At 66.0% G+C, this 13,163-nt stretch carries 10 protein-coding genes; 6 read left to right on the top strand and 4 right to left on the bottom strand.

What is annotated here, in order from left to right; genetic code table 11:
- Positions 1-142 precede the first annotated feature (142 nt).
- Together ettA and ACN0TK_RS16560 are read right to left on the bottom strand one after the other, a co-directional pair.
- Positions 143-1,798 carry an energy-dependent translational throttle protein EttA gene (ettA, locus tag ACN0TK_RS16555; RefSeq protein ID WP_417310639.1) on the bottom strand — a complete coding sequence of 552 codons (1,656 nt, stop codon included), beginning with the start codon at positions 1,796-1,798 and terminating at the stop codon, positions 143-145.
- A gap of 244 nt (positions 1,799-2,042) precedes the next feature.
- On the bottom strand, positions 2,043-3,803 hold the full coding sequence (locus tag ACN0TK_RS16560; RefSeq protein WP_417310640.1) for an SLC13 family permease: 1,761 nt from the start codon (positions 3,801-3,803) through the stop codon (positions 2,043-2,045).
- Between the two features lie 231 nt (positions 3,804-4,034).
- Between ACN0TK_RS16560 and ACN0TK_RS16565 the strand changes: the two genes are divergently transcribed.
- The 4 genes from ACN0TK_RS16565 (at position 4,035) to ACN0TK_RS16580 (ending at position 7,956) form a co-directional block, all read left to right on the top strand.
- Entirely contained in the window at positions 4,035-4,745 is a 711-nt protein-coding gene (locus tag ACN0TK_RS16565) for an outer membrane protein (RefSeq protein ID WP_417310641.1), read from the top strand.
- 10 nt (positions 4,746-4,755) lie between these two features.
- Positions 4,756-6,231 carry a class I adenylate-forming enzyme family protein gene (locus tag ACN0TK_RS16570; RefSeq protein WP_417310642.1) on the top strand — a complete coding sequence of 492 codons (1,476 nt, stop codon included), beginning with the start codon at positions 4,756-4,758 and terminating at the stop codon, positions 6,229-6,231.
- A 143-nt stretch (positions 6,232-6,374) separates the two neighbouring features.
- On the top strand, positions 6,375-6,740 hold the full coding sequence (locus ACN0TK_RS16575) for a YciI family protein (protein WP_417310643.1): 366 nt from the start codon (positions 6,375-6,377) through the stop codon (positions 6,738-6,740).
- On the top strand, positions 6,718-7,956 hold the full coding sequence (locus tag ACN0TK_RS16580) for an RNA polymerase sigma factor (RefSeq protein ID WP_417310644.1): 1,239 nt from the start codon (positions 6,718-6,720) through the stop codon (positions 7,954-7,956). The genes ACN0TK_RS16575 and ACN0TK_RS16580 overlap by 23 nt, the downstream gene beginning before the upstream one ends.
- A gap of 45 nt (positions 7,957-8,001) precedes the next feature.
- Here the strand turns inward: ACN0TK_RS16580 and ACN0TK_RS16585 are convergent, their stop codons facing one another.
- A complete protein-coding gene (locus ACN0TK_RS16585; RefSeq protein ID WP_417310661.1) occupies positions 8,002-8,997 on the bottom strand; it encodes a methyl-accepting chemotaxis protein in 996 nt (331 codons plus the stop codon).
- 157 nt (positions 8,998-9,154) lie between these two features.
- Positions 9,155-11,329 carry an FdhF/YdeP family oxidoreductase gene (locus ACN0TK_RS16590; RefSeq protein WP_417310645.1) on the bottom strand — a complete coding sequence of 725 codons (2,175 nt, stop codon included), beginning with the start codon at positions 11,327-11,329 and terminating at the stop codon, positions 9,155-9,157.
- A 176-nt stretch (positions 11,330-11,505) separates the two neighbouring features.
- On the opposite strand from ACN0TK_RS16590, the gene ACN0TK_RS16595 reads away from it, so the two are divergent.
- The gene (locus ACN0TK_RS16595; RefSeq protein WP_417310646.1) at positions 11,506-12,057 is read left to right on the top strand and encodes an isochorismatase family protein; all 552 of its coding nucleotides are present in this window, start codon (positions 11,506-11,508) and stop codon (positions 12,055-12,057) included.
- On the top strand, positions 12,054-13,055 hold the full coding sequence (locus tag ACN0TK_RS16600; RefSeq protein ID WP_417310647.1) for a GlxA family transcriptional regulator: 1,002 nt from the start codon (positions 12,054-12,056) through the stop codon (positions 13,053-13,055). Before ACN0TK_RS16595 ends, ACN0TK_RS16600 begins: the two co-directional genes overlap by 4 nt.
- Positions 13,056-13,163 lie beyond the last annotated feature (108 nt).

Genomic DNA, 13,163 nt, shown 5'->3' on the forward strand with positions numbered 1-13,163 from the left:
GTCACCCGTAGCCTGGTGCGGAGGAAAGTCGCTCCCCTACCCCCCTCATGGCCGGACTTGGCCCGGCCATCCAGCCTCTCGATCAGCCGCACAAAAAAGCCGGGCACATGGCCCGGCTTTCGCATTCTGCGTCTGTAGCGGCTTAGCGCTCCAGCTTCTTGTGCCCTGCGCGCTTGGGGTTCACGGCGTCCGGTCCGAAGCGGCGGATCTTGTCGGCTTCGTAGTCGGCGAAATTCCCTTCGAACCACTCGAAATGGCTGTCGCCCTCATAGGCGAGCATGTGGGTCGCGAGGCGGTCGAGGAACATGCGATCATGGCTGATGATCACGGCGCAGCCGGCGAATTCCTCCAGCGCCTCTTCGAGCGCGGCGAGGGTTTCGGTGTCGAGATCGTTGGTCGGTTCGTCGAGCAGTAGCACGTTGGCGCCCGATTTCAGCATCTTGGCCAGATGAACCCGGTTGCGCTGGCCGCCCGACAGGTTGCCGACCTTTTGCTGCTGGTCGGCGCCCTTGAAGTTGAAGGCCGAGGTATAGGCGCGTGAATTCATCTCGCGCTTGCCCAGCATCAGGATCTCGTTGCCGCCGGAGATCTCTTCCCACACCGTCTTGTTGGGGTCGAGCGTGTCGCGGCTCTGGTCGACATAGCCCATGTTGACCGCATCAGCGACCTTGATGGTGCCGTTGTCGGGCTCTTCCTGGCCGGTCAGCATGCGGAACAGCGTGGTCTTGCCGACGCCGTTGGGGCCGATGACGCCGACGATGCCACCCGGCGGCAGCTTGAAGGTCAGATCGTCGATCAGCACCCGGTCGCCGAACGACTTGGTGAGCCCTTCGATATCGATGACGTTCTGGCCTAGCCGCTCGCCCGGCGGGATAATGATCTGCGCCGTGGTCGAGCGCGTGCGCTCCTCGTTGAGCTTGACCAGTTCGTCATAGGCCTTGAGGCGGGCCTTGGACTTGGACTGGCGTGCCTGCGGCGACTGGCCCATCCATTCCTTTTCCTTTTCCAGCACCTTCATTCGGGCGGCGTCTTCACGCTCTTCCTGTGCATAGCGCTTGGTCTTGGCTTCGAGATAGGCGGTGTAATTGCCCTCGTAGGGGACGCCCCGGCCGCGATCTAGCTCGAGAATCCAGCCAGTGACGTTGTCGAGGAAATAGCGATCATGGGTGATGATCAGCACGGCGCCGGGGAACTCGCGCAGGTGCCGTTCCAGCCAGCCGGTGGTTTCGGCGTCGAGATGGTTGGTGGGCTCGTCGAGCAGCAGCAGGTCGGGTTTCGACAGCAGCAGTGCACACAGCGCCACACGGCGCTTCTCACCGCCCGAAAGGTTGTCGACCGAGGCATCGCCCGGCGGGCAGCCGAGAGCCTCCATCGCCACCTCGACCTGGGATTCGATATCCCACAGGTTCTGGCTGTCGATGATGTCCTGCAGCTTGGTCGCCTCGTCGGCGGTCTCGTCGGAATAGTTCATCATCAACTCGTTGTAGCGGTCGACGATGTCGGTCTTTTCCTTGACCCCGGTCATCACGTTGCCGAGCACATTGAGCTGCGGGTCGAGCTGCGGCTCCTGCGGCAGGTAGCCGACCTTGGCGCCATCGGCGACCCAGGCCTCGCCCTGGAACTCGGTCTCGATGCCGGCCATGATTTTCAGCAGCGTCGACTTACCGGCGCCGTTCGGGCCGAGCACGCCGATCTTGGCGTCCGGGTAGAAACTCAGGTGCACATTGTCGAGCACCTTCTTGCCGTTGGAATAGGCCTTCGACAGGCCGTGCATGTGATAGATGAACTGACGCGCCATGGAGCGGTGAACCTGCAGCTGGATTGGCGGGGAAAATTTGGCCCGTATGTAGGCGATGCGGCCCGCCGGGGCAAGCGGGGGTAGCCGCGCTGTGCGCCTGCCTTCTCAGGCAAGCGAATTGAGTGCCGCGCCCGCGTCGTTTGGCAGGCTTACAGTGAGGGCAGATGCGGGACCGCGATCCTGCCTGGCCTGACGCTGAGCGCAGCCGAAACATGAGTCCGGTTCGACCAGCCCCAGAGCCCGCTCACACCGGCCACACCACCTGCAGCAACGGCACGGCGATGAGAACGACGAGGATGGAGAGCGGCAACCCCAGCCGCCAGTAGTCGCCGAACTTGTAGCCGCCCGGCCCCATCACCAGCGTATTGCACTGGTGGCCGATGGGCGTGAGAAAATCGCTGCCCGCGCCGATGGCGACGGCCATCAGGAAGGCCTCGGGGCGGAGGCCCAGATTGGTGGCGAAGGTCGCCGCGATCGGCGCCATCACCAGCACGGTCGCCGCATTGTTGAGAAATGGCGTCACCGCCATCGCCGCGACGAGGATCAGCCCCAGCGCAGCCCAGGGCGGCAGGCCCATGGCGATCGAGCTCAGCCAGGTGGCGATCACGTCGGTCGCTCCCGTCGACCGCAGCGAATCCGAGATCGGGATCAACGCCGCCAGCATGATGAGGATCGTGCCGTCGAGCTGGCGATAGATGTCACGCGTGCCGATGCTGCCCGTCGCCACCATGGCGACCGCCGCCGCAAAGAACGCCACTGACACCGGCAGGATGCCCAATGCCGTCACGGCGATCGCCACCGCAAGGATGGCAAGCGGCACGATGCGGTTGCGCACGCTCCCCAGCTGCAGGTTGCGCTCGGCCAGCGGCATGCAGTCGAGCTCACGCAGCTGTTCGGCCATGCCCTCGCGATTGCCGCGCAGCAGCATGACGTCGCCGGCCTCGAACCGGATCTGGCTCAGCCGCTCGGAAAACCGCCGTTCACGCCGGGCGATGGCCAGCAGGTTGATGCGGGTGCGTTCAAACAGCTGGAAATCGCTGGCCGTGGTCCCGACCAGCGGCGAGTTCGGCCCGATGATCGCCTCGACCGTGATGATGTCGACGCCGCGCGCCCGCCGGCCCTCGTTGAGCCGCAGGCCGCCCTGCGCCACCATCTTGTCGAGCGCCTCGGGCTCGCCCTCGAGCGCCAGACGGTCGCCCGAACGGATCACCGCATCGGGCAGCGGCGTGCGCCGGCGGCCGCGCGAGGAGACGATCGAGGTGATCATCGCCCTGCCCTCGGCGAGCTTTTGCAGCGCCGACACGGTCTTGTCGACCGCCGAGGAATCCGCCGGCACCGTCGCCTCGGTGGTGTAATTCTTGATCTCGATCGCGTCGTTGACTGACAGCCCCTCGCGCTTGCGCGCCGGCAGTAGCCAGTAGAACAGCGACAAAAAGATCACGCCGGCGATCGCCAGCACCACGCCCATCGGCGCGAAATCGAACATCTTGAAGCTGACACCGGTCAGTTCCTCGCGCAGCCGGGACACGATGACGTTCGGCGAAGTGCCGACCTGGGTCATCAAGCCGCCGAGCAGCGCCGCAAAGGCCATGGGCATCAGGAACATCGACGGCGAGACTTTCGAGCGCCGCGCCATCTGAAAGGCGATGGGGATCATGATTGCCAGGGCGCCGATATTCTTGACGAAGGCCGACAGCGCCGCGACCAGCGTGACCAGCAGCAGCAACTGCAAACGCGGCGCCGTGATATTGGGCGCAAAGCGCTGGATCGCCAGTTCCATGATGCCCGAGCGCGACACCGCCGCGCTGACCAGCAGCGCGCTGCCCACGATAATGACAATGTCGTCGGAAAACCCGGAAAACGCCTGGTCCGCAGGCACGATGCCGATAATCACGCTGACCAGCAGCGCCCCGGCAGCGACCAGGTCATAGCGCACCTTGCCGGAGATGAAGACGACCATCATGGCGCCGATAACGCCAAAGGCCAGTAGCTGCTCAACAGTCAAATGGCGCACTCCATAAGCGCCTTTTATCTGATCCGCCCGCCCGCGACAGCCGCCAAACGCACAGTTTCGCCACTTTCCCCGCTTGCGTCAGACTTCCCGTGCCCTTGGCTACAGACTCGGCCGGACTGCACCGCTCGTTAAACCCGCTGCGCCATCCGCTACCTCAAACCAGGAAGTTTGTTCCGGACGTGACTTTATTGTCATAGCTATCAACACTTATGAGTAGCTAAATTGCGCCCAGTTGTTCGCACGCCGATGGATGTGACCCCGATGCGCCCCGCCCTGCTTTCCGCCACTGCACTCGCCTCTTCGATCGCTTTTCTCGTTCCCGGTGGCGCTCTGGCGCAGTCTCCCCTCGATTGGTCGGGCTTTTATGCGGGCTTGTCGGCGGGCGTCCTCGGGTCGAGCTCCGACATCGAGTTGTCGGACTATGACACTATCACTGGCCCCGACGCCGTCACTGTCGAAGGCTTCGGCGGCCTCATCGGCGCGACGGTCGGCTACAACCAGCAGCTCGGCAGCTTCGTTCTCGGTGTCGAGACGGATGCAAGCGTCGTCGGCCAGGTGCTGTCGACGACCTTCGGGTCGGACCCGACAGAGTACGACGCCGAGACCACGCTCAGCTCACTTCTGACCCTGCGGGCGCGGCTCGGCTACGCCGCCGGGAACATGCTGTTCTATGGAACGGCCGGCCTGGCCGGCGGGCAGGCCAGTTTTTCGACCAACAACGTCGGCTCTAATGCCGCGGCATCCGGCTTCACGACGGGCGTCGTCGCCGGTGCCGGCGTCGAGGTGGCCGTGAACGACAATGTTTCGATCAAGACCGAAGGGCTGATGTACCAGCTCTCGCCGCTGTCTGACGTGTCGGATTCTGGCAAATACAATGCCGAGTACCAGCCCTCCGGCGTCGTGGTGCGCAGTGGCGTGAACTTCAAGTTCTGATCCGCGCCAGATGCAACTCGTAAAGGCCGTCATCCACCAGGCCCGCCGGTGCGAAACTGACCCGGCGGTCGCGTTCGGTGGCGGTATCGTCGATTTTCGCGGCCTGATCGGCCAGACCGGCGCCGCCATCGAGGCGATACGCCTGCTGGGACTGCCATCCGGCGCGCTGGTGCTGCTCGATATCCGCAACCCCATCCATCACCTCGCGACGATCTACGCCCTGGCCCTCCTCGGTCTGAAATCGGCCTCGGTAGGTGCCAGCTTCACGGCGCAAGCGGCGGGCGGGCCACGCCCGGCGGTATTCCTGACGGACCGCGACGACCTCAACGGGACCGACATTCCGCTGCAACGGGTCGATAGCCGCTGGTTCGCCTTCGACGCCGCGCGGCCCATCGACTACGCCAAGCTGCTGGCGATGCCGGGCTTTCCCGACCCCGACGACGTCTTCCGCTACGTCTATTCGTCCGGCACGACCGGTCGGCCGAAATGTGTGGCGCTGACCAATCGCGCCATGGAAGCGCGAATTGGGCACCTCATGCTAAGCCTGTCTCGCCGTTCCTCGGCCGGCGCCGAGATCAACCTGATGGGCTTTTCGACGACCCTCGGAATCATGGCGCCGCTCTTTACCCATACAGTCGGCGCACTGCTGTGCTTTCCTTCCAGCCCTGCAGAAACCCTGCATATGACGCGCCTGTTCAATGTGACGTCGATCAACGGTGCAGTCGTTCAGATCAAGGCATTGGTGGACGCACTCGGCAGTTCGCCGCCGCCCGCAGGTCTACGCAGCGTCGGCGTCGCAGCGGCCCGCGTTCCCCCGGCCCTGTTGAAGGATATCCGGGCGCGCCTGTGCAGCCACGTCATCAGCGCCTATGGCTCGACCGAACTTGGTGCACTGAGCTTCGGCACGGCTGCCGATCTCGAGCGCGGCGACGGAGCGACGGGGCATGTGCTGCCATGGGTCAAGCTGGAGGTGGTTGATGACGACCGCAACCCGCTGCCGCCCGGAGCGGATGGCATCATCCGCGCGCAGACCGACGAACTCGCCTTTTACGTCGATGCCGAAGGCAACGCCGCGGAAATGCTGGAGGATGGCTGGTTCTACCCGGGGGACTATGGCCGTATCGAGCCGGACGGCCTGGTGGTGATCACCGGGCGTATCGGCGACATCATCAACCGAGGCGGCGTGGTCGTCGCGCCCGACTATGTTGAAGAGGTGCTGAAGCAGGCACCGGGCGTCGCAGATGTCGCCGTGGTCGGCGCGCCGGGGGACGATGGCCTCGACAAGATCTGGGCCGCGATCATCGCGCCCGAAGAGATCGACGGCGAGGCCGTGATGGCGTTCGCCCGGGCCCGCCTCAATGAACGCAGTCCCGATCGGCTGTTCCAGGTCGAGCGTTTTCCCCGCGCCGAAAGCGGCAAGCTGCAGCGCAACGCGCTGCGGCAGCAGTTGCAGGAGATGCTGGCGGCAGGGACCTCGGGCGGCTGATCCTGCCCGTTCGGGCGTCTGAGCGGACCGGCATCTTCTCCCGCGCAAAGTCGCCATGGCGGTTTTTTTTGGCCAATACTGTCCAATTCCGGCAGCGTCACGCATCACTGTGATGCAAGATGTAAAACCGGATGGAGGACAAAATGAGCACCCGCAAGTTTCTTTGCCTGCAAAAGAGCGTGCCGCGGCCTGCTGCCGAGGCGCAGCCGGGCACTGGCGACAAGCCATCGGCCGCCGAGATGCAGCAGATGTATGAGCGCTTCAACACCTGGCGCGAGACCTTTGCCGACAATATTGTCGATCTGGGCGCGCAACTGACCGGCCCGATGCGCGTCGCCTCTGAAGACGACATCGAGGGCACCGCGGTGGAGAGCCGCGAGGTGTTCGGCGGCTACATGATCATTGCGGCCGACTCGCTGGAGCAGGCCGTCGAGATCGCCCGTGGCTGTCCCGGCATCGTCAGCCCCGGCTCCAATCTGGTCGTTCGTGAAATCGCCGCGCCGGCGTGAGGCGGAGCTCGCCGAGCGCTACTTTCCGCATGCCCATGGCCGTCTGGTTGCCCTGCTCGCGCGGCGCTTCCGCACGACGGAACTGGCGCCCATCGAGGACGCGGTGCAGACGGCCATGCTGCGGGCGCTGGAAACCTGGCCCCGCACCGGCGCTCCGGACGCGCCGGATGCCTGGCTCTATCGCGTCGCCTTCAACCTGATCCTCGAACAGCGGCGCACTGAGGCCCGCCGCCGCAACATCGCGGCGAGCCACCCCGAACTCGCTGGCGACGACAGCCTGCCCGCCGATCTCGAGGCGCCGGATGCGGCAATGGTGCGCATGCTGCTGATCTGCTGCCACGACCGGCTGCCGCGGCGCAGCCAGTTGATCCTGGCGCTCAAGCTGATGTGCGGCCTCGGGGTGCCCGAGATCGCCCGGCGCCTGTTCGAGACCGAGGCTGCCGTCTACAAGACATTGCAGCGTGCCCGCCGGGCGCTGCGCGCCGATACCCCGGCCCTGCTGGAACTGCCCCTCGCCAGGCTCGCCGGGCGTCTGCCCCGGCTCTGCGAGGTGCTCTATGCGCTGTTTTGCGAGGGGTTCAACGCACTCGGCGGCGAGCGGGCGATCCGCGCCGAACTCTGCGCCGAAGCCGTGCGCCTCGCCGAGGTGGCGGCGGCGACGCCGATCGGACGGGACCCGCAGCTCGCCGCCCTTCTTGCCCTGATGCATTTCGGCCTCGTCCGCCTGCCCGGCCGCACCGGACCCGATGGCGAACTGCTTTTGCTGGCCGAACAGGACCGCGCGGTATGGAACCGCGATCACATCGCTGTCGGGCTCGGCTGGCTGGCGCAATCGGCGGCCGGCGACAAGTTCTCGCGCTATCACGCTGAAGCCGGCATCGCCGCCGAACACTGCCGGGCGCCGAGCTGGGCGGAAACCGACTGGGCACGGATCGTCGCCTGTCACGATCTGCTGCACGCCCATGGGACGACACCGCTGCAGCAGCTCGACCGCGCCGTCGCCATTGCCGAACTCCGGGGCCCCGAAGCCGGGCTTGCAGCGCTCGCGGGCATTTCTGCGCCCTCCCGCGTCGAGCAAAGCTATCTGTGGCTTGCGGTGACGGCAGAGCTGAACGCCCGGCTAGACCGTGCGGCCGAGGCCGAGCGGCTGCGGCAGGCCGCTATTGCCGCCGCACCGACGCCGTGGATGCAACAACTGATTGCCCGCCGCGCCTGACCGGGGTGCCGCACCACCCCGGCATGCGATGGCCGGTGAGATGCGCTAGCGGCGCTGCAGCACCACGCCGATCCAGCCCATGCCGTCATATTCCTGATAGCCATGGGTGCGCGCATAGGCGACGAGACCGCCGCGCCGGTCGGCATAGAGCCCGCGTTCGCCGTGGCGCATGTCGAGCTCGAAGCGCGTGAACAGCATGTCCGGCTGCGTCGAGGCGATCACCCGGCGCTGGCCATCGAGCAGCATGACGGTGGTCTGTGCCGCCTCCTGGCCACTGAGCGCGATCTCGTCGCCGACGATCGATGCCCCCTGCGTTTCCCAGTCGAAATAGACCCCGAGCGCGCCAAGCGGCGCACCCAGCGTCTCTCCGCCGGCGCGGATCGCCGTGCCGTAGATCAGCACCTGGCGCCCGTCCTGTGAACGCGACTGGCGCACCTCGTCGGCGATATACTGGTCGCCCGACGGCGTCTCCATCGCCCGCCGGAACCAGTCGGCGGTGCAAAAATCCATCCTCTGCACCCGGCTGCGATAGGCCGGATTGGCATTGGCGACGGCCCGGCCATTGCGATCGACCAGAACAAGATCGGAATAGACGGTGTAGTAGCGGTGGATCACCCCGAGCCGCGCCTGGGCATGTGCCAGCGCCGCGGGCGCCGGGTCCATCAGCGCCGACCACAGCGAGCTGTCCGTGGCCCACCAGCGCACGTCGCAGGTCCGCTCATAGAGATTGCGCACGATGAGCTGCACCAGCGACTCGGCCATGTCGACCAGCCGCGCCCCTTCCAGCCCGTCGACCATGTCGCGGCTCGCCGCGATGCGGGTGCTGACGAGGTCCTGGAAGCGGCTCGCGATCTGGCCCGCCTCGTCGGCCAGCCGCTGCACCTCCTGTGCGACGACGGAAAAGCCCCGCCCCGCCTCCCCCGCGCGGGCCGCCTCGATCACCGCATTGAGCGCCAGCAGGCGGGTCTGCATGACCACCTGCTTGTTGGTCGCCCCGTAGTGCTCCAGTTCGGAATGGATGCCTTCGATCACGCCGCGCATCCCCTGCGGCTCCTGGTACGGTTTCGCGTCCACTCGAAATCCCCAAAAAGCGCAAAGCAAGAATATACGCACTACTATGCGTAAAACCCCCTACGACCGGGTTAAGCCGCGAAGGATATGTGGGGCGCGGGATCGGGTGTGGCGGAAGCCCGGCCGGTCAGGCGACGGAGAGGCTGACCGGCACCGATTTGAACGCCGGCGTCTTGGAGCGCGGATCGACCGCGGTGCCGCACAGCACATTGGCTTCGGGGTAATAGGCCAGCGCCGAGCCGCGTGGCAGGTCGAAGCTCAGCGCGGTCGCGATCATCTCGCCGGCGTCGGAGCGCAAGGTCACCTTCTGCCCATCGACCACGCCAAACCCGGCCATGTCCTCGGCATTGAGGAACACCGTGTCGCGCCCGGCCTTGCGCCGATAGCTGTCCTGCTCCTCATAGATCATCGTGTTGAACTGACCCTCGGAGCGGACCGTCGCCAGCGTCAGCGACGCAGGACTGTCCGGCGTCGGCGTCACCACGAAATGTGCCTTGCCGTCGGCCGTGCCGAACTGAGGCGTATGCAGCACCCGGTTGCGGATGTGAAACTCGCGCCTCGCGACGTCGATGGCGCCCATCTGCTCCATGCCGGGGACGATTTTGGCAATCGCTTCACGCACGTGCCGGTGTTCCTTAAATCGGTCGAACGGCACCGGCGTGTCGGGCAGCAGGCGCATGGCGAGGTCGCTGAGGATCACCGTTTCGGGCCGCGTATGGGCAAGGCGCCGGATACCCCCCTCAGACAGGCGCACATAGTTGAACATCGATTCCTGCGTCGTGGGCGACCATTCCTCGTCGCGCGCTGTGACCGGCAGGACCAGGCTTTCCCCGGCCCCGAGCCCGTTCACATGACCGCGGTTGAGCGTCGTCGTCAGGAACATCTTGAAGCCGATGGCGTCCATCGCCTTGCTCGCAAAGGCCGTGTCCGGCGTCGCACCCCACAGGTTCCCCCCCATGATCACGGCCGCGTCGATCTTGCCGTCGGCCGCCGCCTGAAGCCCGGACATCGTGTCATGGCCCTTGGCGCGGCTCAGCGTGACGCCGAAGGCAGCCTCCATCGCTGCAAAGACTTCCTCTGAGACAACCGGCTTCACCCCGATGGTGCCGATGCCCTGGACGTTGGAATGTCCGCGCAACGGCAGCAGCCCGGCGTGACGCTTGCCCACCATGCCGCGCAGCAGCGCCAGATTGGCGATCGCCTCGACATTGTCGACGCCGTTGATGTGATGCGTCATGCCCATGCCCCAGGCAAACACCACCCGCTGGCGATTGGCATAGCGCGTCGCGACCCGCTCGATTTCGGCCCGCGACAGCCCGCAGCGCGCGGAAATCGTCTCCCAGTCCAGCGCCTCGAGATCGGCCTTCAACGCCTGATAGCCATCGGTATGCGCTTCGATGAAGGCGCGGTCCTCGGCGCCCATCGCCAGCACCGCCTTCATCAGCCCCTTGAACAGCGCGATATCGGAGCCGATGCGCGGCTGCAGGTAGTCCGACGCGATCTCGGTGCCGCCCTTCAGCATCGAACCCGGGCTCTTCGGCACGGCGAATTTCACCAGCCCCGGTTCCTTCGCCGGGTTGATGATCACCACATCGCCACCGCGATCCCGGCAGTTCTTCAGCATGTGAATGAAGCGCGGATGATTGGAGGACGGATTGGCGCCGATGACGAAGATCATGTCGGCCCCGGTCAGGTCTTCCAGTTCGACCGTCGAGGTGCCCTTGCCGATCGTCGTCGCCAGACCTTCGCTGGTCGCCTGATGACAGTAATAGGAGCAGTTGTTGATATTGTTGGTGCCCCACAGCCGTGCCAGCAACTGAAACACGAACCCCGCCTCGCTCGAGGAGCGCCCCGAGCTGTAAAAGAACGCCCGCGCCGGATCGGTGGCCTGCAGCTTTTCCGCTGCATGCGCGATGGCGAAATCCCAGGTGACCGGCCGATAGCGATCGGCCCCGGCCTCTCGGAACAGTGGCGTATCGAGCCGCCCCAGCTGCTCCATTTCGCGGCCGGACAAGCGCCGCAGGGCCTCCAGCGGTCGGGTGAACTGACTTTCGGGGATCGCGGGCTGAATGTCGGTCGATTGCGCCTGCACCGACTTGTTGCAGACCGACGGGAACTCGCCGAGTTCGTTGGTCATGCCGCCGCGCTGCCCGCCCATGCCATAGGCACAGGCCTTGCACGTGTTCTTGGCCGTCAGCGCCTTGGCCGACTTGCCGACGCCGATGCGCCGGATCGTGTCGGCAGCGTAGAGCAGCTTGGCCGGGCCACCGCCCACAGTCCGCAATCTGTCGTCAATACTCATCAAAGGCTCCCCTGTGCCATCAATCTACTGCCCGGCACCGCACTTGCACAGCCTCACCCGGCATCACGAGCCCGCGACGATGGCGTTTTGTGTCCTCTATTGGTCTCTACCGTGCCTTTCGGCGCTCGACAGCAGGACTAAGCTCGCGTCATTCTCAGACTTAGGAGTGACACGAAATGTCCGATACCGCCCTGCTTGTCATCGATGCCCAGGAGAGCTTCCGCCAGCGGTCGAACTGGTTCGAGACCGACCACGCCCGCTATCTCGAGCGCCAGCAGGCGCTGATCGATGGCGCCGTGGCGGCAGGCATCCCGGTGGTGCGGGTGCTGCACCATGAGCCGGAGGGCGTGTTCGAACTGTTCAGCGGCCATGTGCGCAGCCTTGAAGAATTGCGGCTGACCCCCGAGGCGGAATTTCTGAAGACCCGCCACAGCGCCCTGGTCGGCACCGGGCTCGACGTCTGGCTGACCGAGCACGGCATTCGCCGGCTGCTGATCTCCGGCATCCGCACCGAACAGTGCTGCGAAACGACGACGCGCCACGCCTCCGATCTCGGCTGGCAGGTGGATTTCGTCGCCGAGGCCACGCTGACGACGCCGCTCGACTACAACGGCCGCACGCTCAGCCCCGCCGAGATCACCGAGCGCACCTGCGCCGCGCTCGCCGGGCGCTTTGCCACCGTCGTCACGGTGGACGAGGCCCTGGGCCGCACCCGGGCGGCCGCGTGACGGGCCCCGCGCGGCGCATTCCCACCCTCGTCGTCCTGCCGGCGCATACGCTGCTGCTCGACGTCGCAGGGCCGGTCGAGGCGCTGCGCAAGGCCAACCAGCTGCAGGGGGCGCTGCGCTACGACGTCAGCTTCGTCAGCCCCCTGCCCCAGGTGACGAGCTCGGTCGGGCTGCGGCTTGCCGATCTCTCGCCGCTGCCCGAAACCGTTAAGCCGGGCACGATGATCGTCGTCTGCGGCGATACCAAAGATATCCTCGGGCATGAGGCGGATGGCGACATTGAAGCGTGGCACACCGGCGACGACGCGATCGTCGCCTGGCTGCGCCGCGTCGTCGCCCCCGGCATCCGGCTGGTGACGATCTGCGCCGGCGCGCGGCTCGCCGCCCGGGCCGGCCTGCTCGACGGACATGCCTGCACCACGCATTTTTCCGATTGCGCCGAACTCGCCGAGATCGCGCCGACCGCCCGGGTGCTGGAGAACCGGCTTTATGTCGAGGACGGCGAGCGCTTTTCGAGCGCCGGCATCACCGCCGGCATCGACCTGATGCTGCACATCATTGCCAAGGATGCCGGCCCGGCGACGGCCGCCGCCGTGGCGCGCTTCCTCGTCGTCTACCTGCGCCGCGCCGGCTCCGACCCGCAGCTCTCGCCCTGGCTGACGGGCCGCAACCACATCCACCCGGCCATTCACCGCACGCAGGATGCGATCACTGCCGACCCGGCACATGACTGGAGCCTCGACGAGCTGGCGCGGATCGCCGTTACCAGCCCGCGCCACCTGTCGCGGCTTTTCAACGAACACGTGGGGATGAGCCTGCCCGACTACGTCAATCGCCTGCGGGTAGCGCTCGCTGCCGAACTGCTCGTCGGCAGCCGGGCCGACATGGAGCGCGTCGCCGAGCAAAGCGGCTTCAATTCCGCCCGGCAATTGCGCCGCGCCTGGACCCGCATTCACCCCACGCCGCCAAGTGCCGCCCGCCGCGCTGCGGCACACTGACAGCAAATCCGGCATGCCATGAGTACAGGGAACGCCAAGCGGCGCGGGGTAACCTCCATGCATTGGTCACATTGTTTGTACCAACTATCGGGAACCTCCCCGTTATGG

This window comes from Devosia sp. (assembly GCF_048261455.1).
Lineage (GTDB): Bacteria > Pseudomonadota > Alphaproteobacteria > Rhizobiales > Devosiaceae > Devosia_A.

What these genes read in the sequence shown, in the direction of transcription:
- ettA (WP_417310639.1), bottom strand. Translation starts at nt 1,798, where the DNA reads ATGGCGCGTCAGTTCATCTATCACATGCACGGCCTGTCGAAGGCCTAT.
- ACN0TK_RS16570 (WP_417310642.1), top strand. Translation starts at nt 4,756, where the DNA reads ATGCAACTCGTAAAGGCCGTCATCCACCAGGCCCGCCGGTGCGAAACT.
- ACN0TK_RS16575 (WP_417310643.1), top strand. Translation starts at nt 6,375, where the DNA reads ATGAGCACCCGCAAGTTTCTTTGCCTGCAAAAGAGCGTGCCGCGGCCT.
- ACN0TK_RS16585 (WP_417310661.1), bottom strand. Translation starts at nt 8,997, where the DNA reads ATGCGCGGCGTGATCGAAGGCATCCATTCCGAACTGGAGCACTACGGG.
- ACN0TK_RS16590 (WP_417310645.1), bottom strand. Translation starts at nt 11,329, where the DNA reads ATGAGTATTGACGACAGATTGCGGACTGTGGGCGGTGGCCCGGCCAAG.
- ACN0TK_RS16595 (WP_417310646.1), top strand. Translation starts at nt 11,506, where the DNA reads ATGTCCGATACCGCCCTGCTTGTCATCGATGCCCAGGAGAGCTTCCGC.